Source organism: Pedobacter sp. WC2423 (genome assembly GCF_040822065.1).
Classification (GTDB): domain Bacteria; phylum Bacteroidota; class Bacteroidia; order Sphingobacteriales; family Sphingobacteriaceae; genus Pedobacter.
On record NZ_CP162005.1, the window covers coordinates 1,244,477 to 1,270,903 of the forward strand.

The 26,427-nt window shown below is 39.7% G+C and carries 19 protein-coding genes; 8 read left to right on the forward strand and 11 right to left on the reverse strand.

The features are described 5' to 3' along the window. Positions 1–80 precede the first annotated feature (80 nt). The 3 genes from AB3G38_RS04685 to AB3G38_RS04695 all read right to left on the reverse strand — a co-directional run bounded on the left by AB3G38_RS04685 (position 81) and on the right by AB3G38_RS04695 (position 2,681). Positions 81–728: a response regulator gene (locus AB3G38_RS04685; protein ID WP_367867338.1), complete on the reverse strand. Its 648-nt coding sequence runs from the start codon at positions 726–728 to the stop codon at positions 81–83. Further along, positions 725–1,582: a sensor histidine kinase gene (locus tag AB3G38_RS04690; RefSeq protein WP_367867339.1), complete on the reverse strand. Its 858-nt coding sequence runs from the start codon at positions 1,580–1,582 to the stop codon at positions 725–727. The genes AB3G38_RS04685 and AB3G38_RS04690 overlap by 4 nt, the downstream gene beginning before the upstream one ends. Before the next feature lie 613 nt (positions 1,583–2,195). Then, positions 2,196–2,681, reverse strand: a complete 486-nt coding sequence (locus AB3G38_RS04695) for a hypothetical protein (protein WP_367867340.1) — start codon at positions 2,679–2,681, stop codon at positions 2,196–2,198. 367 nt (positions 2,682–3,048) lie between these two features. Here AB3G38_RS04695 and AB3G38_RS04700 point away from each other — a divergent pair, with 367 nt between their 5' ends. Then, positions 3,049–4,317: a YeiH family protein gene (locus AB3G38_RS04700; protein ID WP_367867341.1), complete on the forward strand. Its 1,269-nt coding sequence runs from the start codon at positions 3,049–3,051 to the stop codon at positions 4,315–4,317. Positions 4,318–4,383: 66 nt separating this feature from the next. Here the strand turns inward: AB3G38_RS04700 and AB3G38_RS04705 are convergent, their stop codons facing one another. From AB3G38_RS04705 to AB3G38_RS04715, 3 genes are read right to left on the reverse strand one after another with little or no spacing between them, the layout of a single operon-like run. Further along, entirely contained in the window at positions 4,384–5,649 is a 1,266-nt protein-coding gene (locus AB3G38_RS04705; RefSeq protein WP_367867342.1) for a hypothetical protein, read from the reverse strand. A 2-nt stretch (positions 5,650–5,651) separates the two neighbouring features. Next, positions 5,652–7,691, reverse strand: a complete 2,040-nt coding sequence (locus tag AB3G38_RS04710; RefSeq protein ID WP_367867343.1) for a hypothetical protein — start codon at positions 7,689–7,691, stop codon at positions 5,652–5,654. 19 nt (positions 7,692–7,710) lie between these two features. Beyond that, the gene (locus tag AB3G38_RS04715; protein ID WP_367867344.1) at positions 7,711–8,388 is read right to left on the reverse strand and encodes a hypothetical protein; all 678 of its coding nucleotides are present in this window, start codon (positions 8,386–8,388) and stop codon (positions 7,711–7,713) included. A gap of 88 nt (positions 8,389–8,476) precedes the next feature. Here AB3G38_RS04715 and AB3G38_RS04720 point away from each other — a divergent pair, with 88 nt between their 5' ends. Continuing rightward, positions 8,477–9,376: a retropepsin-like aspartic protease gene (locus tag AB3G38_RS04720; RefSeq protein ID WP_367867345.1), complete on the forward strand. Its 900-nt coding sequence runs from the start codon at positions 8,477–8,479 to the stop codon at positions 9,374–9,376. A gap of 2 nt (positions 9,377–9,378) precedes the next feature. On the opposite strand, the gene AB3G38_RS04725 is transcribed toward AB3G38_RS04720, so the two are convergent. From AB3G38_RS04725 to AB3G38_RS04745, 5 genes are all read right to left on the reverse strand, one after another. Further along, complete coding sequence (locus tag AB3G38_RS04725; protein WP_367867346.1) at positions 9,379–12,321, reverse strand: DNA polymerase III subunit alpha; 2,943 nt, start codon at positions 12,319–12,321, stop codon at positions 9,379–9,381. 4 nt (positions 12,322–12,325) lie between these two features. Continuing rightward, positions 12,326–13,480 (reverse strand): DNA polymerase IV, encoded by a 1,155-nt coding sequence (gene dinB / locus AB3G38_RS04730; RefSeq protein ID WP_367867347.1) that lies wholly within the window; start codon positions 13,478–13,480, stop codon positions 12,326–12,328. Positions 13,481–13,632: 152 nt separating this feature from the next. After that, complete coding sequence (locus AB3G38_RS04735; protein WP_367867348.1) at positions 13,633–15,015, reverse strand: DNA/RNA non-specific endonuclease; 1,383 nt, start codon at positions 15,013–15,015, stop codon at positions 13,633–13,635. Between the two features lie 153 nt (positions 15,016–15,168). Then, positions 15,169–16,428: an MFS transporter gene (locus AB3G38_RS04740; protein ID WP_367867349.1), complete on the reverse strand. Its 1,260-nt coding sequence runs from the start codon at positions 16,426–16,428 to the stop codon at positions 15,169–15,171. Positions 16,429–16,435: 7 nt separating this feature from the next. After that, positions 16,436–16,894 carry a winged helix-turn-helix transcriptional regulator gene (locus AB3G38_RS04745; protein ID WP_367867350.1) on the reverse strand — a complete coding sequence of 153 codons (459 nt, stop codon included), beginning with the start codon at positions 16,892–16,894 and terminating at the stop codon, positions 16,436–16,438. A 38-nt stretch (positions 16,895–16,932) separates the two neighbouring features. Here AB3G38_RS04745 and AB3G38_RS04750 point away from each other — a divergent pair, with 38 nt between their 5' ends. The 6 genes from AB3G38_RS04750 to AB3G38_RS04775 all read left to right on the forward strand — a co-directional run bounded on the left by AB3G38_RS04750 (position 16,933) and on the right by AB3G38_RS04775 (position 26,427). Beyond that, positions 16,933–18,357: an MFS transporter gene (locus tag AB3G38_RS04750; RefSeq protein ID WP_367867351.1), complete on the forward strand. Its 1,425-nt coding sequence runs from the start codon at positions 16,933–16,935 to the stop codon at positions 18,355–18,357. A 199-nt stretch (positions 18,358–18,556) separates the two neighbouring features. Beyond that, a complete protein-coding gene (locus tag AB3G38_RS04755) occupies positions 18,557–19,078 on the forward strand; it encodes a hypothetical protein (RefSeq protein WP_367867352.1) in 522 nt (173 codons plus the stop codon). Between the two features lie 101 nt (positions 19,079–19,179). Next, positions 19,180–19,746, forward strand: a complete 567-nt coding sequence (locus AB3G38_RS04760; RefSeq protein ID WP_367867353.1) for an RNA polymerase sigma factor — start codon at positions 19,180–19,182, stop codon at positions 19,744–19,746. Positions 19,747–19,842: 96 nt separating this feature from the next. Then, positions 19,843–20,895: a FecR family protein gene (locus tag AB3G38_RS04765; protein ID WP_367867354.1), complete on the forward strand. Its 1,053-nt coding sequence runs from the start codon at positions 19,843–19,845 to the stop codon at positions 20,893–20,895. 168 nt (positions 20,896–21,063) lie between these two features. After that, on the forward strand, positions 21,064–24,510 hold the full coding sequence (locus AB3G38_RS04770) for a TonB-dependent receptor (RefSeq protein WP_367867355.1): 3,447 nt from the start codon (positions 21,064–21,066) through the stop codon (positions 24,508–24,510). A 33-nt stretch (positions 24,511–24,543) separates the two neighbouring features. Beyond that, a complete protein-coding gene (locus AB3G38_RS04775; RefSeq protein ID WP_367867356.1) occupies positions 24,544–26,427 on the forward strand; it encodes a RagB/SusD family nutrient uptake outer membrane protein in 1,884 nt (627 codons plus the stop codon).

Genomic DNA, 26,427 nt, shown 5'->3' on the forward strand with positions numbered 1-26,427 from the left:
AAAGGACGGAAGATCACAGGAAAATAGCCATAGTAGATCTACGCAAAGAAAATAATGAGTAATTCTACTTAGTTAAAGGGTTATATCAGCCCGTTTTTTACAGCGAATAATACAAGGCCGGCAGTATTGCGGACACCAATTTTATCAATAAGACGCTGTTTGATCCCTTCTACAGAACGCGGACTTAAAAAAATTGCCGAACCAATTTCAATGGCTGTTTTTTCATCGCAAATTAATTGCAGGACTTCCAGCTCACGTTCTGATAAGGCAACTTTATTTGTAAATGCAGGTTTGAAGTTCCCTTTGTTAATCAACTTTTTGAGCAGTGCCTTATTCATCAGCTCATTAAAATAATAACCATGCAGGTGCACGGCGTATATGGCTTCCCTGATGTCAACAGGATCAGCATCTTTCAGCAAATAAGCATGTGCACCAATTTCCATCAGATGAACTACAAAACTATCTTCATCATGTAAAGTGACCGCAATGATCCGGATATGCTCATATTTCTTTCGTATTTGTTTGGTAGCCTCCATGCCATCCATTCCTGGCATCCTCAGATCCATCAAAATGACATCTACTTCATTTTGTGACAATCCATCCAGCAGATCGGCGCCATTTCCTGCTTCCAGGACTACCTCCATCGCTTTATCCTGGTTCAGACCTACTTTTAAGCCATCCCGGAATATTGCATAATCATCTGCTATTGCTATTTTTATTGTGCTCATGTATTTATCTGGTTAGTTGGAACGTGAATATTAATTTGATAACCTGTTTCCTGCTGGGAGAATATCAGTTTTCCATTCAGGGATATGGCTCTGTTTTGTATGTTCTTAAGACCCAGACCATTTTTCTCAAACCGCAATTCTTCAAAACGCTGCTGAGTCAGGCCCAGGCCATTGTGTGAAATTTTCATGATTAATTCCTGGCTTGTATACTCAGAAATGATATGAATTTTAGTAGCCTGTGCATGTGTAATAATATTATTGAGCAGTTCCTGAACAATACGATAAACGCTGATATCATTTATCATAGGGTAGTGGTGTACATGATCAAGCTCAACTGTAACTCCAATCAGAGATTCATGCGAAATTTTTAAAGCAAACTGACTGATGGCTTCATTTAATCCAAACTCCTGCAAAATTGCAGAATGGAGACTGTGGGATATATTTCTTACCTTTTTGATCCCTTCGTCCAGTAACTCTTTGGCTTTAATATAGATGCTCTGATTATATTCTCCTGTGCTCAATTTGATGCTGCGAAAATGTAGTTTGGAAGCGGCTAGAATTGCACCTACTTCATCATGCAATTCTTCGGCTATACGATGCCTTTCAGCCTCTTCACTTTTGATTGCCGCTTCTATCAGTTGATTCTTTTGCCGTTCATTTAAGGCCTGAAGAGCATTCTGATACTGTAATTTCTTACGTTGTGTAAATATAAAAATCAGCAAAAAGCTAATAAACAGCAATAGCATTGCTGCAATACCTACTACAAGAAAAAGTCTGATATCAATGTTTACCAGCTGCATAGAAACCTTTAGCAATGAAGAGGTTAAAAACGATATAAGAGATATTATGGACATTCCATAGGTTGATTGCGAAATTTATCATGTGTATAGTAAGTTCATTGTACAAAAGAAAAATAAAGAAATTAACAGCTACATACAAGCCAAGGCCGGTCGCAATCCAGAAGTCACTTGTGAATATATTCACATTCACGTTTTCGTGAACCTTAAATAAAAAATAGCTTAATGAGTAAAACAACAATAAAATTGCTTCAACTGATAATAATCGGCTGCTCAATCGCCAATGGTCAAAAAAGTTTTCGTAAAAAATAAAATTGACTAATAAAAAAACGATAAAGGCAAATTGGATTATCTTTTTTATTCTGACTATAAACGGTTGTTTAAGCCCAATAAAAAATGAACTGAACAAAAAGAACGTCACTACTGAGTGTAAATTATACAACCAGTTGTTTGAACTAAAGTTCATGGGAAGCGGGATTCTAAACTTCCAGATCATATCTATACAGCTATTGATGAGTAGCGCAATCCATATATAAAAAGCAACCGGCCGATGAATAGCCGGTTGCTTTTTATACAGCAAGACAGTAGCTGGAATCAATAGCGCCCAGACTTCTGACCAATCCAGGATAACTTGTAGCATACGCAATAAATGAGGTAGCATTTCCCTGGTTTAGGTAGCAGGAGGAGACGGATTAGTATCTTTAGGAGGTGGGCCGGACAAAGCCGGTTTCTGTGCATTACCAATTGTTGAAGCATCATTGTACTGCGCTTCTACACTGTAATACACATGTCTGTCTGAACTTAAGTTCGGAACAAGAACTAAATAATCAGGTTTTTCAGGAATATCAATTAATTCCAGCATTTGAGCTAGTGAGAGTATATTATTACTCAATATTACAGGGCCACTAATTTCCTCAGTGTTGTTCTCATCAATTGTTAAAGTATCATAATAAGTACTATAGGTACCCTCAGGATAAGCAGCATTTACCATATGCGCATAGGCAACTAATTGTAGCGGTTCACCTGCCTGATCAGTAGCTGGATAATAGTAAGAAAATACAAAGTTATCTATTCCATCAGAGCTGTCAATTAACTCTTCAATAGCGCTAACTTCATACCTTAACCAATAAAATTTGAGCGTTTGCAGATCTTTCATTTTTTGAATATTTGGGGTTTAATGATCCAAATATAGAGTAGAAAAATATAGAACCCATAACGTAGAACTACGCATTCTTTAATTCAGGTAGTTTTACGTTTTGATTATTTAAACCAGCTTCTATTCCTATTTAAGTGCCTTTATCGGATTAGCAATAGCTGCTTTACAGGTTTGCCAGCTTACAGTCATGTCTCTTCATTTTTTAGTTTTTCTGAGTTTAAAGGTTATACTTCTTTAACGAAAGACGAAATGGAGACAGGATTGAAGTTGATTGGAAAAATGGATTAATATATATTATATCGTATGCATTAAATTTTAATATATTAGGGTGCTTAACCAACTATAACCTTGACCTTAATTGTTACCAATGACTGATAAAATCAAACCTCTCCATGAAGATTGGGCAGTAGTTATCCTGGGATCTCTTGTCATTCTCTTTTCTCTTATTTTTTATATAGTTCCTGTACCCGTCTATAAATGGAGCAGCCCTGCTGAACTTGGAACTGCTATTTTTAATACAGATAACCTAGCGACAATCTTCATTCAGTTTGTTTTTGTACTGATAGTCGGTGCAATTGGTGCAAGGTTCACCGGCAAACCAGTCAGGAACTTTCTAATTAGTTTTCCTGCAGTATATCTGCTCACCATTTTTGCCCTGATCGCAGCCGGAAATTCATTGATCAAATCAATTAACCTGGAAGCTGTGATCTTTAGCCTGGCTATCGGCCTGATTATCGGTAACCTGTTTAAACTTCCGCAATGGTTCAAAGACACGCTATCTACCGAGCTTTTTGTTAAAATTGGACTTGTACTACTTGGAACCACGGTTATTTTCTCAGATATTCTTAAAGCAGGCTCATTAGGACTGATACAGGCATTAATTGTAGTACTCTCTGTATGGTATTTTGCATTCTGGCTTTGTAAAAAGCTGAAAGTAGACGATGAACTGACTATGATGATCTCCAGTGCAGTCTCTATTTGCGGTGTTTCTGCTGCGATTGCTACTTCAGGAGCCATTAAAGGCGATCCTAAAAAGTTGTCTTATGTGATTTCTATGGTACTCATTACTGCAATCCCGATGATGATCTTTATGCCTTATATCGCAGCTTATTTCTCTTTCCCGCAACAAGTAACAGGTGCATGGCTGGGTGGCAGTATAGATACTACAGGAGCCGTTGTGGCATCCGGGACTTTAGTAGGAGAGGAAGCGTTAAAGATCAGTACTATCGTTAAATTTTCACAGAATGTGCTGCTCGGAATTGCAGCTTTTGCCATTAGTATTTACTGGTCTTATCATAAAACTGCGAAGGGCAGCGATGTCGTAGAAAAACCCACTTTAAAAGTAATCTGGGAGAGATTCCCAAAGTTTGTGCTGGCTTTTATAGGCGCTTCGGTAGTTTTCTCCTTCTTTTTATCGCCAGCTACAGCAGCTCCGGTAAAGGATAGTCTTAAAAACCTGCAAAATGCATGGTTCACGCTCGCTTTTACCAGTATTGGTCTGGAAACTAACTTTAAAGATCTTTTTAAGAACGAGAATAAGAAGCCATTGTATGCATTTTTATTGGCACAACTGTTTAACATTTTCATCACCTTAATTATTGCCTGGTTTCTTTTTAGCGATGCAGCGAAGATTTAGATAAGATGCAGCGAATATTTAAAGAATAAGAAATACCTTAATCTTTTAAAAGGAGAATTATTGAGGCTAAAAACTGAACTCCTGATTAAACTTCAGTTCAATTTCTACTTTTCCTACCTGATGATTTTGTTTAATCGCCTTCACCTTCAGCGAACTCAATTTTTTGATATAACTGTTAAACACAGGAAACTGGTTTTGCTTTCTGATCTGATCAAAATCCAGTTCCGCAAAAAGGAAATAAGGAGTAGTTGGAACTGCAGAAATCATTGGTCTGGCTTTATTCGTACTGAATTGTAACACCCGGTTATCATACTGACCATACACTTCATACAAAGGAAACAATTCTTTATTCAGCTGATTATCAGCCCCAATAACCCTTTGCTTTTGCAAGTAATGAACCAATGATGACGTATTTCCATTTAAAGATAAGGTGATTTCCGGAACCTTAACCTCTTTCTGGACCAGCTGTTCGATCTTTTCAAATTCGTCGTTGTAAGTATAGCTGATTACTGGCTGAGACTGATTTACCGTATTTCCAACTTCAATAGCCGCGTACCCTTTATAGTACTTTAATAAGGAGTCTTTGTTGAGTACATAATCTTTAAACCTGATATCCTTCGTGAATAACCTGCTTAATCGCCCATTTACCCACGCATTCACACTTAATCCTTTAGTTACAGCAGCAGGGCGGTTCAAAGCATCCGTTACGCCAAAATCCTCCACAGGAAATGTCCCATTTAATAAAATACGGTGATCAGCGAAGCTTGCCTGTCCGGAATAATTTTTGAAATCATAAACGACAGGGGCATCTTCCTTTTTCAGCCTGGCAATTCTATCGGCTGTATCTGCCAGAAAACTTTTTCCCGCCAGCAGTTCTTCCATAATATCATTTACATTTTCCTTTACTAAAGAGTAACTGACCACTACGTTCTTGTCATTATAAGCTATCTTTATACTTTGATTCTGGTTATTTCCCCAAACTGACCCCTGTGTATCTACTATAAAATGATTAATCTGAAATGATTTTTTAAGATAAGTCTTTAATTCGGCGGTATCGGTTACCGGTAAAGAGCAGAAAAAAGTCAGTGCTGATTTATTGCTAACCGTATAAACGAAAATATTAGCGGGTACACCAAATCCACGAGAGTCACTTTTTAAGTTGCCCAAACCTCTCTTTTTCACGATATGGTCTACATTGATTTTAAAAATCAGCGCAGCATGCTGATGAATCCTGTTCTGATAAGAACTGTACTGTCTATATTGAAGTAAGCCGTAAACAGCTAACAGCAACAGTAAAACTATACCTGTTGCTGTTATAAATATCTTCTTCATCCTTATTTTTCTACATCTTCAGCAATAGAGAACAAATATTTCAGCGCATTTTCCTGCTTCGCCGGGATATCCATGCTGATTTCACCAGAAAACACATTTCCTTTCATCTGGTTAGATTTCAGATAAATATCTCCTAAGGAGTTTAACAGTGTGTTCGTTTTAATCAACTGTTGAGGATTGGTCACTCCATTGGCAGGAATCTTTCCAGCCAGTCTTTTAGCACTGAAATAGGCAGAGAAGTTACTTTTCAGAATTGCATCCCTATGTTTAGCAGAAACCTTCGCCTGGTATTGATTACTTACAATCTGTTTAATCTCACCGGCATTTGTCCCCACAAAGATAATCCCGTCATGAACCGCAAAATAAAGAGGCATAGGTGTTTTTGGCGTAAAGATTTCATAATAACCATGCTGATCCTTAACTACGTTTTTCTTAACTCCATAAGCAATCAATTTATTTAATAACCTGGTGTCTTCTGTAGAAACCATGAACAGGAAATCAGGAGAGGTTTCTTTTTTAGTTTTGGTTACCGTGTCTTTCTCAAAATTATCTTCATTGTACTCATAAGTTTTATAAGTAACCTCATTTTGCTTTAGGCCGTTGAAAATGAAAAGCGCATCACCCTTAATTACTTTACTAACCGCTTCTTCATCCAGTAACAGTGAAAATAAATCGGTCGCCATATCAGCTTCATCCTTATAGATTGAACCGTACATGCGGTTGATTAACTTAGGATATTCCTGCAAATAAGCCTTAGTATCCAGTGCATAAGCCATATAACCAGTAAGTTTATCCTCATTCACATAGTTCAGAAACTTCTTATTTACCTTTCTGTTATTGATTTTGATAAAGGCTTCTGCCATTTCGTTACTTAAAGTAATCGATGAACCAATTCTGATGGCATCCTTTTCCAGGTAAAGTTTCACATTTGCGCTTCCATAACCGCTCAGCACATTGATTCCTTTAAAAATTGCAGTTGGCATAAAATCCAGTACCGCTTTTTCAGTATTTGCAATCCATGCGGTAACTTCTGCTTTTTCATCTATACTTTTAACAAAATCTTTATTGCTTAAGATAGAATTACGTTTATCCGTCACGAAGAAACCGGAAATCATCTTTTTTGTCCAGCTGGCTACCTCTTTATTCTTAATAGTTGCGATCCGTTTATTTGCATTTACTGTGGCGGTATCAATTTCAACATTTTGCGCGTAAGTAGCAGCACTATCCGTGTAAGCGGTGTCAACTATTACACAAGCCTCATCCATAACAGGTTGCTCATCAATGCTGATCGCTTTCTTTACCTTTTTTCCTTTCGGATATTTCTTTGACTTTTTATGCTTTGGAAGACTATGGTGCCCCGATTTATGTTGGTGAACAGCAGCTTTCTTTTTCCTGGCCACCACTGGCTCTTCCGGATACGGTTCTGCGACTGTCACCGCAGCATCTGCGGTTGTGGCATAATCATTCCCGCCATAGACAGTATCAGTCGCCATGGTCACAGGATCTGTTAGTAAACTATAATCTGGTAAACCTAATCTTTTGCTCACCTCTGGTCTGGAAAAATAAGACTCTTTACCGCTGCCCTTTACAAAGAGCAGCATTTTATCATTCCAGATCACCACTTCTGTAGAATCATGGTTATAAAAAGATCTCAATTGAGCATTTACCGTGAATTTCTTGTCAGACTGTTTGAATAAATCGTCTATCTGTCCTGAATTGCTAACAGGGGCAAGGACACAGTTATAACTTACACTATCATTACTTTGGTTATAATAGTAAAAAACTGAAGACAGGTTAATCCCAAAATCTGCGATAGTTTTAGTCTGGCCTTTTACAGATTCAGGCATTTTTCCGAGCATTTTTTTGCCCAGAAAAGTACTATTGAACTCTTTTACGGACATCAGTTCGATCAGGTTGTCCCCTTTAAGGGTAACCACAGCTTTGGCATCTGCCGGGATTTTACTGACCAGGTCTTGTGCATTTGCACCCAGTGCAACTAGAGAAAAAATAGCAGTAACGGCACATTTAGAAAAATGATTCATGAGAATATATTATAGCAGGTTATTTAGACAGGATAATTTGATTAGAGATATTGGTTTTACCATTAATCAGGCCCAGAATGCCTGTATTCAGTAAAATTGCTTTTTTAGATTTTGAAACTTTAGCCAGTGGATTAGTGGAACTGACAACTGGTTTTTCAAACCTGTAAATGCTGGTATAAGTGGCTTCTTTAAAGACGTTTTTCACTTCTGGCTTCAGCTTGTTATATTGTATAACTGCTTCTTTAGTATGGGTATAATTGCGTTGAAAAGTACTGGTTGCTATAGAATAAGTGTAAGAAGAGTTATTTACCGCCTTGATCTTTAACTTCTTGAGCACGCTTTGGTTAATGTTGTTAATATTAGAAACCTGTTCAAAAGCGAAACTTATGCTCACGATATAATTATCAAAATCTACTTTCTTTTTGACGTTACTAATCCCTTTTGATTTTTTCAAATAGGCAACTATTTCGTCCATTTCTTTCTGAATAGTTTGTTTGGTCGGTACTTTATACCCATTGATACTATCTAAAAGCATGATAGAGGCTACTTTAGATCTGCTCGCACTTAAATTCACTGTCAGATTCACTGTTCCTGAGCCATCATTGGCCATATTAATCTCTTCAATGATTTGGAAACAAGAAGAAAAACAACATAGAGTTAAAAGTAATACCAGGTATCTGAGCGCTTTGTTTTGCATTTAAAAGGTATAATAATCGTTATATAATATTTTTTAAAGGTAGAGTTTTTTTTAAATCTTCTTTTGTATCTTCAACTTTCCATTTTTTATGCCAAAATCAGCACGCTGCTACTTAAAACCTTTATTATTTCTGATTTTTATCGCATTAACCAGCGAGACATTACAAGCACAGACCACTGTTCCGATTACCATAACCAACCAGGGACATATAATGGTCAAAGCAAAAATCAATGGTGTGGAAGGCAATTTTGTATTCGATACCGGTGCGGGCTTAACGCTGGTCACCAAAAAGTTCTCAGATAAAATCAAAGGATTAAAAAAGCAGGATGGAGGTTACACGGCCTTCAGGGCGACCGGAGAGAAGCTTGATGCTGATCTTTATGATGCCACTTCTTTGACTATAGGAAGTTTTACGGAAACACATCCGGTGCTGACAATTTTCGATGTGGATTTTGGCCCGATAGACGGACTGATTTCTCTAATGAGCTTTAAAAAGCAGGTAGTGACCCTGGATTATGCCCATAAACAGCTGATTTTTGAAACGCCAAAAAGCTTTGATGCGCTGAAGGCCAGGGGTAAAACAGTTGCTTTACAACTGCAAATATCAAGAGATAAATCATTGGATATGTTCGCCTATTTTACTATCAATGATAAATTGAACCTGCAATTTTCTATAGATAGTGGTTCGGGAAATAATGTTTACCGCATCAACTCTAAATATATGCCTTTACTGGGAATCGATAGTACAGATACTGCAAAAGTAAAAGTGAATGCCAGACCAAGTGAATTTAATCCGGCAATATTAACCAGAATTTATACCACTAACCTGCAATCGATAGCACTTAAAGACCTTCCTTCGGCAAAACTGGAAAATCAGAAAGCTTCTTTTGTAGAAGGGCTGATCTATGACGGTATCGTTTCACTCCGCTGGATCGGAAAAAAGATTACTATTGATGTAAATCATGCACAGCTGATTATCAATGAATAGTATTATTCCAATACAGGATTGCCAAGGATAGGTAATTTGGCAAATTTGATAACTTCTATACTCGGATAGCCAAAGTCTTCCACTACTTTACCTAAAATCAGGTAACAACCTGCTCCACGGAAAGGATAGGATGGAGTACTGCCTGAAAAATGGGTCGTATCAAAGAAATTGCCTTCTGCATCCAGGAAAGTACCAAACCACATCTTTTTATTATTCCTGGTATGCACGGTCTTTTCACACACATAAAGACCAACCATTTTAACGATCTGCCCAACATAGCTGATCAGGTTGTTGGTTTGGGGATGCCCGCGGTAAACAGTTTGCAGCAGATCAAAAGGCGAAAGACTGAGTGGAAAGCCGAGTAATTCAAGTTCATGGTACGCATCTTCCAATGTGGTATTCACTAATTCAGGCAATTGATAATGTTTGTGTTCTGCTTCAAATAACTGTGCATGATTCAGGACTTTCACTTTAGAACCGAGTAAAGAATGGACATCCCAGAGCAGTTCTTTTTTACTGCGCCCGGTGAAACGTAAAGCTCCGGTACGAATCAGGATAATTGCCTGATCCAGGCTAATTGCTGTACGTTTTACAAAATCAGCTAAATCAAGGTAATCTCCATTTCTATGCCTTTCTTCAGGAATCTGTTCCATCAATTTTAACGTCAGTCCCAGTATCCCAATAAAGCCCAGGTAAGCATCAGCTCCACTTAAGGACACTACCGGGGTACTTTTATTCACGCAAGGCAGATGTACCCGGGCACCTGCTTTACGCAGCTCATGTACATATAACCAGCGTGGATAAAAACCGCCATAATTATTCAGAACAGCCACCATAAACTCTATCGGATAATAAGTTTTCAGAAACAGACTCTGGTAACTTTCTACGGCAAAGCTTGCGGAATGTGCTTTAGAGAAGCTGTAACCTGCAAAAGAAGAAACTTGTCGCCACACTTCTTTAGTGGTGACCTCTTCGCGTCCCAGCCTGCTGGCACCTGCAAAGAATTTATCAATTAACTTATCAAACTCCATACGGGAACGGTATTTTCCACTCATTCCTCTGCGTAATATATCGGCATCACTGCCATTCATGCCCGCATAATGGATACAGACCTTGATCACATCTTCCTGATAGACCATCACCCCATAAGTTTCACGCATCTGTTCTTTCATCACGGGATGCAGGTATTTCACAGTTTCTGGTTGATGGTGATTCTGAATATAAGTCTTCATCATACCCGATTGTGCCACACCAGGCCGGATGATAGAGCTGGCAGCAACCAATGTAAGGTAATTGCTGCATTTGAGTTTAGCCAGTAGCTGGCGCATAGCAGGTGATTCGATATAAAAACAACCGATTGTGTTCCCGGATTGCAGCCTGACATTCAGCGCCGGGTCTTTCATGAATTTCTTAACCTGGTGCACATCTATTTTCAAACCCAGATTCTGCTCCACCAGTCTTACGGCTTCTTTAATATGACCAATACCGCGCTGACTTAAAATATCATATTTGTCATAACCGATCAGTTCTGCTTCGTACATATCCCATTGTACGGTAGCCATTCCTTTAGGGGGCAGATCCAGCGCTGTATAATAAGTGATGGGTTCTTCAGAAATCAAAACTCCGCCCGCATGGATACTGCGCTGGTTAGGCATACTGCTCATCAGACCGGAAACAGCCATGATCTTTTTGAAAGTAGGATTACTCTGGTTAGCCAGATCCTGTGTACGGTCTGTAAAGCTGTCAATTTCTGCCTTGGGCAAACCCATCACCTTGCCAATTTCCCGGATCACAGAACGGTCTTTGAAAGTAGACATTGTGCCTAATAAAGCCGTATGTGCTGCACCGTACTTCTCAAAAATATACTGCTGTACATTTTCCCGTTCATCCCAGGAATAATCGATGTCAAAATCGGGAGGAGAAGTTCGCTGTGCATTAAGAAACCGGTCAAAGTAAAGGTCCAGCTCCAAAGGGTCAACATCAGTGATCCTCATGCAGTAAGCCACGGTACTGTTCGCTCCGGAACCACGCCCCACATGATAATAACCCTGGCTTACCGAGTACTGAATAATATCCCAGGTAATTAAAAAATAAGCACAGAAATTCAGGTCATGGATAATTTTAAGTTCATATTTTACTTTCTCCAATGCCTTTTCATGACCTTCTCCATAGCGTTCTGCTAAACCTTTCATCGCCAGTTCTTCGAGCAATTCTTTGTCTCTGGCCATACTTCCGGTAAAGGTTTTCCGGTTCAGTTTGAGCTTACCCTGTTCATAATCCATCACACAGCTGTCCAGCAGCAGCCGCGTATTTTCCAGGATAAAAGGGTATTTGCTAAACCGGGCTTCCAGTTCTCCCAGGGGCAGGAAAGTATCCGAAGGACTGCATTTATCGGCTTTACTTGTTTTAGTTAAAAGTGTATTCAGATCAACGCTCCGCAGATATTCATGTAAACGATAACCTATTTTGTCCAGAAACACGACAGGCTGTAAAACGACAAGTTTAGCTGCAAAACCGGTGATATCTTTCCCGTAAAACTGGTGTAATTCATCAAAACGAATTCCCAGGAACTCATTTTCTCTGAGTATTTTCCCCTGTACATAAGGATAAACGAGGAAACAATGCTTAAATACAGGCGGCTGATCGGGCAGTTCCTGCTGTTTCAGGTTATGAAAGGTCAGGAAATCATTTAACTCCTTCATGCCTTCTTTATTTCTGGCAATACCGATGTAGAGTAATCTTTTGTTTCTGCGGAATTCTAACCCGCCAATTGGTTTAATCCCATTGGCATTACATGCCCTCCAGAACTCCATAACCCCGGTAGAATTATTCAGATCGGTCAGTACCATTTGAGTAATTCCTTTAGCCGCTGCTGCTTCGATCAGCTTAGGGATTGCGATTGTGCCATAACGCAGGCTATAATGAGAGTGGACGTTCAGATACATCAGCTTAAATTTTCAAGTCCAGTACAGAGGCCATTGTTATTGCTTTTCCGCCAAAACGCTGACGTATTTTATCCATTGCCTGGCATAAATTATATTGCTCCTGTGAATTTTCATATAAATCAATCTGCTCAAAACCATTCACCAGGTTAGACAGGCGTACACCAACCAGGCGGATCAGCATGCGTTTCTGATATACTTGTTTGAATAGATCTTTGGCTTTGCGGATCAGCACTGCGTCCATAGAAGTATAAGAAATCGTTGCCTGTTTAGTCACGTCCTCAAAGTTGGAATAACGGATGGTCACTGTGATGCAAGCGGCGATTTTCTGCTTTTGCCGGAGTTCAAAGCCCAGGTCCATCACCATGGAGGTAATGAGGTTATTAATCGTTTCCACGTCAATAGAATCGGCTTTAAAAGTACATTGTGTCCCTATACTTTTTTGTTCCTGGTAAGGGATAACCTCAGACTGATCAATTCCTTTTGCCTTTTGTAATAAAGACAACCCGTTTTTACCGAGTAAACTGACCATCTGATCCGGATGAATCTGTGAAAGGGTAAAAATCTTTTTAATCCCCATATCACTGAGTTTCATAAAAGTTTTTTCACCTAATCCGGGAATCTTTCTGATCGATAAAGGGTTGAGAAATGGCTGTACTTCATTTTGCATGACATCAAGTTCTCCATTCGGTTTACACTCATTGGTTGCCATTTTGGAAACCGTTTTATTGACTGATAAGCCAAAGGAGATAGGCAGCCCTGTTTCCCTGATCACGGTTTGACGCAATTCATGAGCATACTGAAGCGTACCATGGAAACGATCCATTCCGGTCATATCTATATAATGCTCATCGATACTTGCTTTTTCAATCAGCGGAACGCGGGATCTTAAAATCTCGGTAATTTCTTGTGAAGCTTCAGAATAAGCGTCCATGTTGCCTTTAATAAAAATAGCATGCGGGCAAAGCATTCTTGCCATACGGGAAGACATGGCAGAATGCACACCAAATTTACGGGCTTCATAGCTACAGGAAGCAACTACGCCACGATCAGAAATACCACCGATAATAACCGGCAGACCAGCTAGCTTTGAATCTTTCCGGACTTCGACAGAAACGAAAAAAGAGTCCTGATCCATGTGTATGATGTGTTTCCCTGCCATAAAACGGTTTATTTTTACACAAATGTATGCTAAAAATAGTCGTTATAACAAGTAATTTACTAAATATATTAGTAATTACATCTGGTGATAAAATAAAAAAGGGGAATGAAACTTATATAGTCTCCTTCCCCTTTTTTAAATCGCTGTTCAGGTTAAACGCCCGAATCGGTACGGTTTTCAAGAACCGTTTGTATGCTTTGACTCACGTTAGACATAATGTTAACACCTGCGGCAGTTTCAATAGATTTTACAGTAGTCAGGTATTGTTTCCAGTCTGCATTAACTGTGCTTTGATCGTTTGGTGTATCTACAGCAATCACCCGTGTTGAAGAGGTAATGCGTGAAAGATCATTGTTACCATTAGGAATTACAACAATAACTTTCCAAACGCGGGAAGGTACATTTACTTTTCCACCATCAATTGTAGTCTGGAAGCCATTTGAACCTGTACCACCAGATCCGTAAGAACCCATAACCACATAAACCTCATTACCAGCGGTCACTAAAGAACGCACGTAATTTTCAAGGTTTGCCCAGGTTTGCTGATTGTTTTTAGGTGCTTGCGGAATCATATTCGTCATTAAAAACGTAGCTGAATTCGCAGTGCTGCTTGAAGTCCGGTCACCTGAAGGACAGTTATGCCCACGGTCAAAACCAGAACCAGAATAGCTTGTATTGCTTACACCGTACCAGCCAGAAGGCAGGTTAATATCTGCTCTGAAGTTATCAGAACGGGAAGTGCTGCCCAGATCAGCACTGCTGATATGCCATGATACCCAGTTAGGTGTACCTTTATCTTTATTGTAAGACTCGGTGAAATAAGTCTGATCCATCAGGTAATTCGCTGTTGAATTGATGCTTGGTTGTGCATTGCTTGGATTTCCCAGCAATAAGTTATTATTATCAGCACTGTTACCTGGAGTACCTGTACCTGGATTTGTGCCCGGATCGGTAGGAGTGGTGCTGCCACCTGTACTCAAACTGATATCATCGATGTTAATGCGCGCAGTACCACCTGATATTTTGCGGATTTCAAAGGTCAGGTTACCTGTTTTAGTAACTGCAAAAGTTGCAGTAGCCAATTGACTTGAAGAAGTAGTGATGGTGTTGCCTACCTGTGAATAAGTACTGCCGTTATCACCTGATACCCATAATTGCCATGTAGAAGCATTATCAGTTCCATATACCGCATGTTTAACAGTGACTGAAGCTGGGCTGCTGACATTAAAATTCATACTCAGGATACCATTGTTGCGGATACGCACAGATTTTGTTCCTGATTTGACATCAGCACTTGCTGAACCGATCAATGCGTCGTTAAGGCTCCATGAACCAGTAGTTAGCGTAACATCTCCGGTAGCATAAGAACTTTTGTTTCCTGATTCAAAGTCTTCCGTGATGACAGTAGCGGTAGCTTGATTTGCAGCGCTTTGGCCTGACGGGTTTGACGGACTAAGGTCTTGCGTAGTGTTTTTCGAACACGATGCAAATGCCAGCGATAAGCAGCTGGCGAAAAGTAGATTTCTGAATTTCATAGGTTGATTAATATTTAGGTAAATAAACTCATATCATATTAAAGTTATATTATTTAAGTGTTATTTAATTAAAAATATATCAATTGATATGAAAACAAAAATTACTGATAAAGAAATCACTATACCACAAATACCTGGAATTCAGTAAAAAACTTATACTATTACTGATACTTTCTCGGTTTGAGTTGTTCCGGTTTCCTTCAGCAGCAAACTCACCACAATTGCAATCACAATTCCTGCAATCCAGAACAACCCGGCAGACTGAAAATGACTGGCTTTATCTGTTGCCCCTGTTAATGTTTGACCAAAGAAATGACTAAACAACGGGCTCACCAGTGTAGTTACACTAAAAGTGATGAAATTAATTGCTCCGGTAGCACTTCCTTTTACATGGTCAGGATTAGATTCTTTGATAACCGAGTAGGGGATCATAGCAGCTCCTGAGGCTACACCTAGCACAAACGTACTCACATATGCGGGTACCAGATCTGGCAAAAACAATAATTGTAATAAACTTAAAATCATCAGTACCGCGCCGCCAGTCAATACCGGTTTACGCTGACCAATTTTGTCGGTCAGATACCCCAGAAGCGGACAACCAAATACCCAGCCCATAGGGACCATGGCACAGGCAATGGTAGCCTCATGAAAGCTGAAAGCCCTGTCTTGCTGGAAAAACGCTACCCCCCAGGTCATCGCAAAAATAGTGGTTGGTGCAAATAAAAGGCCTGAAATAATACCGCAAAGCCACGATTGCGTATTAGAGAATACGATTTTATAAGGACTTAAGAATCCTTTTGAATGCAGTTGTCTGGTAGATTTCTGTTCTTCTTTAGCTTTAGGAATAACCAGTAATAACCCAAAAGCAACGAGGATGGTAAACATTCCTGCGCCAATCCAGAAAAATTTCTGGTCAACTCCTTTCTCAATCAAAGGGCCTATCACAAATTGTCCGGCAGAACCACCCAGCATCCCTATACATTGTGTAAAACCAATGGCTGTAGCTAATGACTTTGGGGAGAACCCTTTTGTAGCCAGGTAAACACAGCCGGGAAAAGCAAATGCACAACCTGCCCCCTGCAATAAACGACCAGTATTTCCGGCAAATTCGCTGGAAATAACAAAAAGTAAAGCACCAATTCCAAGGATTACTGCGCCGGCAAACAAAGAATATTTAGCACCAAACCTGTCGAGTGCTACCCCTGCAATCAAACTGCAGGTTGAATACGTATAATAATAAGTGCCTATAATAGAGACCAGGCCAATCGTAGAAACATTAAATACTGCTGATAATTCAGGGATCATGACCGCCGGAGCAGCTCTGATTACATAATCCAGAAAATAAAAGAGAAGGCCGAAAACCCAGGCAATAATATAATATTTTGTAGCAGATGATTTTTTGATGTGATCCATAAGGAGTTTAATGTAGCTTAACTTTAGTCAATTGGCAATAGTTATCGCCCCAGTCTGACAAGACCTGCATAACCGGGATGAGTGTTTGCCCCAGTTCGGTGAGCTGGTATTCTACTTTAGGTGGTGATTCTGCATAAGCTTTTCTGGAAATGATGCCATCACGTTCCAGTTCCCGCAATTGTACAGTCAAGGTAGTTTGTGTAATATCCTGCATTTTTTTTCTCAGCTCTCCAAACCTTGCGGGGCATTCCTGACGGATCGCATTTAATAAAAGTAATTTCCATTTCCCGCCAATCACTTTCCACGCGTTTGTCATTGAACAGTTATCTTCCGGCTGCCCGTAATTTTCTTGTTTTATAACCAGCTGAGGGTCATCATTAGTACTGTTTTCCATACTTAGTATTGTCCGGTAAACTACTTGTTTAACTTCAATGGAGCTTCCATCTTTGGGCCTAAAGTTAACCATAATAGAGCGATCTACCCATAAAAAACACATGAATAGCTATGACTAAGCAGTCTTCCAAATGGATCATATTAATTATCCTGTCCTCTTCGATATTTTTATCTGTTATTGATATCTTCATAGTCAATATAGCTGTACCTGCTATCAAAAAAGGGATTCATGGTACAGATGGCGATATACAACTTGTGATTGCTTTATACCTGCTGGGTTATGCTGCGTTCTTAATTACTGGCGGCAGAGCAGGGGATTACTATGGTAAAAAAAAGGTTTTTATCGTGGCCATGCTATCCTTTACTTTCGCTTCGCTGTTATGCGGGATTTCTCAAACAGCTTTTCAATTGAACGCCGCCCGTTTCTTTCAGGGAATCAGTGCGGCATTCATGGTGCCCCAGGGGATTGCTTATATTCAGGTAATTTTCCCTTCTCCTGAGGAACGTATTAAAGCAATGGGGATTTATGGAAGTATAGCGGGGGCAGCATCTGTGATCGGACAATTTCTGGGGGGCCTATTGCCAGATACCCATTTTTTTATCGCAGGCTGGCGATTGATTTTCCTGATTAATTTACCTTTGGGTATGGTCTCAGCCTTTCTGGCTGCAAAATTATTAAAAGATAATAAGATAGAAAAAACCGGCAGATTTGACTATTCGGGAGTAATCCTGTTAACGGTAGCCCTGGTCAGTTTGATTTATCCATTGATACGGGGAGCAGAAATAGGCTGGCCCTGGTGGAGTGTAGTGCTGATTGGATTATCAATTGTCCTGCTGTTTCTCTTTTTATATGATCAAAAGAGAAAGCTGCTGCAAAGAAAGGAACCCTTGATTAATGTCAGGTTGTTCGCTTATAAAGATTTTAATATAGGCCTTTGTGCAGTTTTGTTTTATTTCATGGCACAGGATTCCTATTTCCTGATCAATGCAATCCTGTTACAAACGGGATTTGGGATCAGCTCTTCAGAAACGGGTATCTTTTTCGTCTTTCAGGGGATAGGATATGTGCTGGCTTCACTCATAGCCATCCGGCTGATCCCGGTTTATGGAAAAAAGGTTTTGCAGGGTGGCGTCCTGATTATGATAACTGCCTTAATTCTCCATATCGTGTTTTTTAAATCGGCAGCAGTAAGCAGGATGATATTTTTACCCATTTTATTCATTTATGGTACAGGCTGCGGGTCTGTATTACCTTCTTTACTGACTATGGCGCTGAAAAGTATTCCGCCAAAATTTGCTGGTGCAGCTTCAGGAACTTTTTCGACTTTTCAGCAAACAGCAATTGCCCTGGGAATTGGCATTGTAGGAGGAGTCTTCTTTAAGGTACTCGGGAAATCCGGAACGCCCCAGGCTTATTTATCCGCTTATCAAACAGCCACTATAGTCAATGTAATCCTTTTAGTATTGGTCGGCTTTTTCCTCTTTCTTTTACCAGAGAAAACTACCACCTCCGGAAATAATCGTGTAAAAAAATAAAACGTTTTAAAATATTCCATAACAAAAAGGCTTATTATTCGTTAATCTTAACAACAAGCCTTTTTGCTTGTCAGAACCATAAAATTAGAGTAGTTTGGCTCAAAGAAGCTGACAGTTTTATTAACCGCTGCAGCAGCTTCTTTTTCAATATTAAAATAACGGTGGGATAAGGACCTGGAAATCCCTTTGTGAATTAAAAATGGAGATCATTAAAAACATTTATAAGCTAGTAGGAATTGTAAAGCACATAGACCTGCTGAGGTTGGAAGAAGGCGCTAAACAATATTTGACCCGGTTTAATATTAGTTTTGAAATTGTCACAGCCAAACCTTCCGCATTAAAAGTGAAAACCCGGCAATGGAAATGTAAAACCGGTCACCTTTTAGAAATCCCAAAACTAATCTCCCTTACTCAGGATCTATTTGAAAGATTTATTACCGGCGTACCTGTAACGGTTCATCCTATAGCTTATACACCTACTGTAGCAGATAACGTTGAACCAGACTGGATCTGTAATAAAATGCTGAATATGGGGGTTAAACTGAAAGATATTCACCAGGATACGGGTGTCGACAGGTTAAACCTGTCTTCCTGGATCGAAGGACTTCAGCCGATGAGCCAGGATGTTAAAGCCATGTTCTTTTATTATTTCGAAAGCCTGCAGCTGCGAAAAGATTCACACCAAAGTCCCAGCGTATTTAACGAACCCTGTTACAATTGATTTCAACCCTTTAAAAAAAACAGGAACCTCTTGATGTAGTGCAGAAGAGATTTGGATGGTATGGTTAATTTGTTAAATTTGAGTTAACCAAATATGTCCCGATGCCTAAACCTGCTCCAGACCTATCCCATCTGATCTGTGATATAGCTTTATATGATAGTGAAAATGCCTATGAAAAGCTTTTTAAGAGTCTTTTTCCTGCATTATATCGCTTCTGTTATTATCTGTTAAAGTCAAGAGAACTGGCTGAAGAGGTTGCAAATGATGTCATGATTACGCTTTGGAAAAACAGGAAGAAATTACCTGAGGTACAAAACATTAAAGTTTACACCTTCGTCATTGCACGTAATCTTTGCTTAAATCTTTTAAATAAACATTCCAAAAGAGAACTCATCTTTTTGGAGGATATTGATGTGCAAATTGTACTGGACAGCCTGAATCCCGAACAGATCCTGATCAATGACGAGCTGAAAAGGAAATTAGAGCAAGCTACTGAAGCTTTGCCTAATAAATGTAAACTTGTTTTTAAGCTGATCAAAGAGGATGGATTGAGTTATAAAGAAACAGCTGCTATTCTGAATATTTCCACAAAGACTGTGGATGCCCATCTGGTCACCGCTGTAAAAAAACTGACCACCGTTCTTAAGGCCGAATTTAACCTGATGTAATTTTTATTTAATTTTTTTTCATTCCGGACTAGGGAGTTTTCTGATATATATTGTCTTATCTGAACTAACCAATATAAAACTCTTGCGGCGGTCTTTATGAAAAGAAGCAGAATTATAGAATTATTAGCTCGTAAAATGGCTGGTGAGGCAACCCCATATGAATTGGAGGAGCTGAAAGTGCTGATTGATAGCTATCCTGACTCTGTTTATTATGAAGAAGTACTCAAACAAATCTGGCTCAACAATGAAGAGAACGAAACAGCTATCCCTGATGCAGACCGTATTTATCAATGTCACAGATTACGGTTTTATAACGAGCTGACTACGCCTGTACCGGAAGAATCAATTTTATTCCTTCATCAGTATAAAAAACTATCTATCGCTGTTCTTACTTTATGCTTAATTTTTTTTGCTGGCTTATTTTATCTCCACAGCCATGAACAGGATAATTTCAACACGCAGCTGATTGCAGGAAAAGGAGTACGCAAAAAGATGAAACTGCCTGATGGCACTTTAGTCTGGCTCAATTCGGACAGCAAATTAGCTTACCACTCAGACATCAATAAAAAAAAGGTACGTATTGTACATTTAACTGGTGAAGCTTTTTTTGATGTTGCCCATCATGAGTCGCAGCCATTTGTAGTCCGTACCGATAAAATTGCAATTAAAGTACTAGGCACTGCATTTAATGTAAAGGCTTATCCTGTAGATCAGAAATCTGTAGCTACGCTATTACGCGGGTCCATTGAATTATCTGTCAATGAAAGACCTCAGCAAAAAATCATTTTAAATCCTTCGGAGAAATTTGTACTGCAAGATGGTCAGCAAGGAGTACTAAAAATGGATGCTCAGGATATCACCTTGATGATTGAACATATTGTACCTATTCATATTGGAGGAAATGAATATATTGAAGAAGTTTCCTGGAAAAATAATACGCTGGTATTCCACAATGAATCATTTGCAGACTTAAAACCAAGGCTGGAACGCTGGTTTAATATTAAAATTTACCTGGGTTCATCCAGAGCAAAATCTTATCGCTTTACCGGAGTCTTTAAAAATGAGAATATTAAAGAAGCCCTGACAGCTATGCAGTTAATCAAACCCTTCACCTTTAATCTTAGCACACATGACGTGACCATCTACTAAAAAAAGGGAGTAAATGCGCCAACATTCCCTCCCTTTTCAACCTTCCAACCCGTAAGATAACAAACGGTTTATCAGATTTTTAACTTTGAAATTCACAAATCTATGAAAAAAAAAGGACTGTGCAATAAAGTTCTATGCGTCCACTTTTCCCAAAAAAAACTAATATTAATGCTAAACTGGATCTTTGTTTTGTCTTTTCTCTTTTGTTTTCAGGTATCTGCCAGCAGCTACTCTCAAAACAAAAAGATTGATTTAAACCTTCAGCGAATAAAACTAAAGGACGCTTTGGTTATTCTGGAGCGTAAAGGGAATTTTCGTTTGCTATACAGCGAAGAAGACCTCCCGCCGGATAAAGATATTACCCTGATGCAAAAGGACATCCTGGTCTTTGATGCGCTGAGTTTCCTTTTGAAAGGCACTAACTTGAAATTTCAGTCTATGGAAGATGACCTGATCGTCATCAGGCCCAAAAACAGGGCTATTGCTGATATTGTGGTCAGAGGGATAGTTACCGATGAAAAGGGGAGCGGTATTCCCGGAGTCAGTATAAAACTTAAAGAAACGACTGCTGCTGCAACGACAGACGCATCAGGTAAATACAGTATTAAAGTTCCTGATAATGGGGTGCTGATCTTTTCTTATCTGGGTTATAATACGCAGGAAGTTCCAGTCAGTAACCGGCCCGTAATTAATGTCAAACTCCAGGAAAATAGCCAGGCATTGACAGAAATAGTTGTGGTTGGTTATGGTACGCAGAAAAAAGCAGTGGTATCTGGTGCAGTAGCATCGGTGAAAGGTTCAGAACTGGCCAAAACACCAACCGTCAATTTGTCCAACTCTTTAGCTGGACGCTTACCTGGAGTAACGGCTTTACAATCCAGCGGGGAACCGGGGGCTGATGGCTCTACAATCCGGATTCGCGGGGTAAATTCCTTAGGAAATAATGACGCACTGATCGTGATTGACGGGGTGCCAAACCGTGCAGGTGGTTTAGAAAGGATTAATCCGAATGATGTGGAAAGTGTGTCGGTGCTGAAAGATGCTTCGGCGGCAATTTACGGATCGCGCGCAGCGAACGGGGTAATCCTGATTACGACTAAACAAGGAAAGTCGGGTAAGCCTCAGCTTTCTTATGACTTCAGCTATGGTTTGCAACAGCCAACCAGAATACCTAAAATGTCCAACTCCACACAATATGCGGAGATCTTAAATGAGCTGAATATCTTTGGCGCAGATTTACCTGTTGACCAGTGGAGCGCAGCCTCGCAAGCATTTAAAGCTACAGGTTCTTATAAAAGAACGGATAATGGAAATGTATTGTCGGCCGTTTACCGTCCCGATGAACTGCAGAAATTAAGTGATGGTTCTGATCCTTTGCGCTATCCGAATACAGATTGGTTTAAGACAACTTTAAAAAACTGGTCACCTCAGCAAAGACACAATTTACAATTGACAGGTGGCGCAGAAAACATCAAATACCTGGTGTCTTTAGGCTATCTGGATCAGGATGGTTATTATAAAAAATCTGCTACAGGTTATAAGCAATATGATTTAAGGATTAACCTGGAAGCTGCAGTGAGTAAATATGTGACTTTAACTTTAGGCCTTACTGGCAGGGAAGAGGCCCGTAATTACCCAACTGTCGGTGCTGGTGATATTTTCAGGATGCTGATGCGTGGTAAGCCTACGGAACAGGAAGTCTGGCCAAACGGGCTGGCAGGACCGGATATTGAATTTGGTTATAATCCTTACGTGATTACGACAGATCAGACAGGTTATAATAGAGATCAGCGTGATTATTTTCAGTCGACTGGTAAAATTGATATTAAAGTACCGGGTGTAGAAGGACTAAAAATTACAGGTACAGCTTCTATTGACAAGTTTGCAGGCAGACAAAAAAGATGGCAGACTCCCTGGACTTTATATTATTGGGACAAAAAATCTTTTGAAGCTGATGGAGTTACGCCTTTGCTAACCGGATCTGTGCGCTCGGAACGTACTGATGCAAGTTTAGGTGAAACAGCAGGTGCGCAACTTGCCATTAACTTAATGGGAATGGCTACTTACGACAAAAAAATTGGAGACCATACTTTTAATCTGATGGCGGGGGTAACTAAAGAGACTGTTAACAATGATGGTTTCAGTGCAACACGCAGGTATTTCCTTTCTACTGCTTTACAACAATTAGTAGCAGGAAGTGACAGAGAGCAAACTGTTGGCAATCCTGCAGATGCACCGAATAATTTATATAACAGGGCACGCTTAAGTTATTTTGGGAGAGCAGGTTATAATTATAAAGAAAAGTATCTGGCTGAGTTTTTATGGAGAGTAGATGGTTCTTATATCTTTCCGGAAAATAAACGGTTCGGATTTTTCCCTGGAGTTTCAGCAGGATGGAGGGTATCGGAAGAATCTTTCTTTAAAGACCATGTGAAGTTCATCAATAACCTGAAAATCAGAGCTTCTTATGGGCAAATGGGTGCTGAAGCTTATTTTGGCGATGCCCTGGCTGAGTACCAGTATTTAAATACGATGGGCTTTGGAAATTACATCATTAATAATCAATACAGCCAGACCTTAGTAGAAAATCGTGTACCTAATTTAGATTTTGGGTGGGAAGTAGCGAACAATGCGAATGTGGGTTTAGATGCTTCATTTTTAAATAACAAGCTGAGTTTTGAGTTTGATTATTTTTATAACAAAAGGACTAAAATCCTGATCAGCAGAGGAAGTTCTATTCCAGGCAGCTCTGGTATCACTGATAAGTTACCTCCTGTAAACCTGGGAAAGGTAAACAACAAAGGGTTTGAGTTTAAATTGAGTTACAATGACCATGTTGGTGAATTGAACTATGGGGTAAGTGTAAATGGTGGATATTCTAAAAATAAGATCATTTTCTGGGATGAAACACCAGGTGCACCTTCATGGCAGCAGTCTACAGGAATGCCAACAGGTACGGACTTGATTTATGAGTATACAGGGGTATTCAGGGATGCTGCGGAAATTAAAGCTAATACGATTAATTACAGTGCATTAACTAACAACCTGCTTCCGGGCGATATGAAGTTCAGAGATGTAAACGGGGATGGTAAAATTGATGGGAATGACCGGATCAGGTCTGACAAAACCAGCACACCAACTTTTACAGGTGGTTTTAACCTGACTTTACAATATAAAAACTTTGACCTTTCAGCCTTGATACAAGGTGCGGGTGGCGGGGTTCAGATTGTAGGTTTAACAGAATCGGGAGATATTGGAAACTTCCTGGACTGGTCTTATCAAAACCGCTGGACAATTGATAATCCAAGCAGTGAGTTCCCTCGCTTGTCGAACCGTGGTAAAACGTATTATACAGATTTTAACAATGCAGGCAGAAACACCTATTGGCTGCGCAGTAACAATTATGTAAGACTGAAAAATGTAGAGGTGGGTTATACCTTGCCATCTGCCTGGTGTAAAAAAGCAGGCATTAGTGCGGTAAGAGTTTATGTTAATGGCTTAAACCTGATTACAGTAGACAAAATTGGAATCTGGGATCCGGAATCAACCAATTCCAGTGCACAATATTATCCACAGGCAAGGGTGATCAATACAGGGATCAAGGCTACTTTTTAAGACTTATAATCTATAGATCTAATTTCAATTAATATGAAAGCGATATTCAAAAATACATATATACTACTGACTACTGCACTGCTGGCTTCCTTTGCAAGCGGATGCAAGAAAGATTTCCTGAGCGTTAAACCGCCTACTCAGATACCTTCAGAACTGGTTTGGAAAGATCCGGCACTGGCACAAGCTTTTGTAACCGAAATTTATAATGGTTTAGGGAATGGTGGGTTCCCGGAGCAAATGTTGTCTTCTGTGACTGATGAATCATTATTTACGCATCCAAACAGGGGGATTGATTTAGTGAATGCAGGAATTATTAATCCTACAAATTTAGGCTGGGTAGACGATACCTGGGCTTATAATAGAATGTATAACCGGATCAGGTCTTGTAATATCACTATCGAAAAGTTATCCGGAGCGGATAATGGGATTACTGATAAAAACATAAAAGATCAGTTGTTGGGTGAAGCACACTTTTTAAGAGCTTATTTTTATCATCAGCTGACCCGTTTTTATGGCAGTGTACCACTGATCACTAAAGTTTATGCGCTGGATGAGGATTATGCTGTGAAAAGGTCTACCTATGAAGAATGTGTGAATTTTATAGTCAAAGATTGTAATGATGCAATTAAAGAGCTGGCAGGAAAGTCCACTCAAAAGGGAAGAACTTCTGCTTTAGCTGCAATGGCTTTAAAGTCAAGGGTACTCTTGTACGCGGCAAGTGATTTACATGATTCACCAACTGCAAGATCAAAATCCAAAGGAGTGATTTCAGGCTATGCCAATCCGGAATTTCTTGGTTACATCACGGGAGATCGTATGCAACGTTGGAAAGCAGCACAGGATGCAGCTAAAGCTGTAATAGACGCAGGTAGCGGTTACAAGCTGTCTCTCAGCGAAAAAGCATCTGTTAAGGATGGGATCAGCAATTATAAAAGCATTGCAATGGGTGGAGAAAGTAAAGCACCGGGTATAGATCCTTCGGCAAGTTCAGAACTGATATTTGCGCGGTATTTTATTGACCGGAGTGATAACCGTTATGCGCGTGCGAATGGCCCCAATGGATACCATAACTGGGCAGGTAATACACCAATTGGTTTAATGGTAGACGATTACGAAATGACAGACGGAACTAAATTCAGCTGGGCAAATACAGCGCAGAAAAATGCACCCTATCAGAATCGTGATCCACGTTTTTATGCTACCATACTCTATGATGGCGCTGGCTGGAAGCCAAGGGACAAAGTTTCTGGAAATGTCGATCCTGCGAATCAGATTCAGACTGGTGAATATGATTTGAAAGAGGGTAATACTGTGATTAATTTCAAAGGGCTGGATACCCGCGGGAGTTCTATTGAAAACTGGAATGGAAGCTGGACGGGCTATTATATGCAGAAATTTACAGATCCCGACCCTGCTATTGTAGATGCTTCCATGCCGCAATTTGTGCCATGGCCTTTTTTCAGGTATACAGAAGCAGTACTGAATTATGTGGAGGCGAGCATTGAGTTAGGACAAACTGACCAGGCTATCGTTTGGTTAAACAGGATCAGGTTCAGATCTGGTATGCCAGCTGTCAGTTCAACTTCCCAGGCTGAGTTAAGGAATATTTACCGCCACGAACGCCGGATCGAAATGGCTTATGAAGAACAGCGTTACCATGATGCACGCCGCTGGATGATTGCCGAAGAAACATTGGGCAGACAACCTACTTATATCAAAGTTTCGGGCAAGTTTAAATCCGGACAAACCATGTCTGCGCCTTATCATTACGATACTTCAGTTTACGATTATACTTATACGCCAACAATTGAAACTGCTCAGGAGAGTCGTTTATGGGCAGAAAAAGTATATTTCAGACCATTTGAGCGTGATGAAGTATTTAAAAACAAAGAGTTAAAACAGAACCCCGGTTATTAA

Bases quoted from the DNA above. Each gene is read 5' to 3' on its own strand.
- AB3G38_RS04745 (WP_367867350.1), bottom strand. From the start codon at position 16,894: ATGGTTAACTTTAGGCCCAAAGATGGAAGCTCCATTGAAGTTAAACAA.
- AB3G38_RS04685 (WP_367867338.1), bottom strand. From the start codon at position 728: ATGAGCACAATAAAAATAGCAATAGCAGATGATTATGCAATATTCCGG.
- AB3G38_RS04715 (WP_367867344.1), bottom strand. From the start codon at position 8,388: ATGCAAAACAAAGCGCTCAGATACCTGGTATTACTTTTAACTCTATGT.
- AB3G38_RS04735 (WP_367867348.1), bottom strand. From the start codon at position 15,015: ATGAAATTCAGAAATCTACTTTTCGCCAGCTGCTTATCGCTGGCATTT.
- AB3G38_RS04690 (WP_367867339.1), bottom strand. From the start codon at position 1,582: ATGTCCATAATATCTCTTATATCGTTTTTAACCTCTTCATTGCTAAAG.
- AB3G38_RS04700 (WP_367867341.1), top strand. From the start codon at position 3,049: ATGACTGATAAAATCAAACCTCTCCATGAAGATTGGGCAGTAGTTATC.
- AB3G38_RS04775 (WP_367867356.1), top strand. From the start codon at position 24,544: ATGAAAGCGATATTCAAAAATACATATATACTACTGACTACTGCACTG.
- AB3G38_RS04695 (WP_367867340.1), bottom strand. From the start codon at position 2,681: ATGAAAGATCTGCAAACGCTCAAATTTTATTGGTTAAGGTATGAAGTT.
- AB3G38_RS04705 (WP_367867342.1), bottom strand. From the start codon at position 5,649: ATGAAGAAGATATTTATAACAGCAACAGGTATAGTTTTACTGTTGCTG.
- AB3G38_RS04770 (WP_367867355.1), top strand. From the start codon at position 21,064: ATGCTAAACTGGATCTTTGTTTTGTCTTTTCTCTTTTGTTTTCAGGTA.
- AB3G38_RS04725 (WP_367867346.1), bottom strand. From the start codon at position 12,321: ATGTATCTGAACGTCCACTCTCATTATAGCCTGCGTTATGGCACAATC.
- dinB (WP_367867347.1), bottom strand. From the start codon at position 13,480: ATGGCAGGGAAACACATCATACACATGGATCAGGACTCTTTTTTCGTT.
- AB3G38_RS04720 (WP_367867345.1), top strand. From the start codon at position 8,477: ATGCCAAAATCAGCACGCTGCTACTTAAAACCTTTATTATTTCTGATT.
- AB3G38_RS04765 (WP_367867354.1), top strand. From the start codon at position 19,843: ATGAAAAGAAGCAGAATTATAGAATTATTAGCTCGTAAAATGGCTGGT.
- AB3G38_RS04710 (WP_367867343.1), bottom strand. From the start codon at position 7,691: ATGAATCATTTTTCTAAATGTGCCGTTACTGCTATTTTTTCTCTAGTT.
- AB3G38_RS04760 (WP_367867353.1), top strand. From the start codon at position 19,180: ATGCCTAAACCTGCTCCAGACCTATCCCATCTGATCTGTGATATAGCT.
- AB3G38_RS04750 (WP_367867351.1), top strand. From the start codon at position 16,933: ATGACTAAGCAGTCTTCCAAATGGATCATATTAATTATCCTGTCCTCT.
- AB3G38_RS04740 (WP_367867349.1), bottom strand. From the start codon at position 16,428: ATGGATCACATCAAAAAATCATCTGCTACAAAATATTATATTATTGCC.
- AB3G38_RS04755 (WP_367867352.1), top strand. From the start codon at position 18,557: ATGGAGATCATTAAAAACATTTATAAGCTAGTAGGAATTGTAAAGCAC.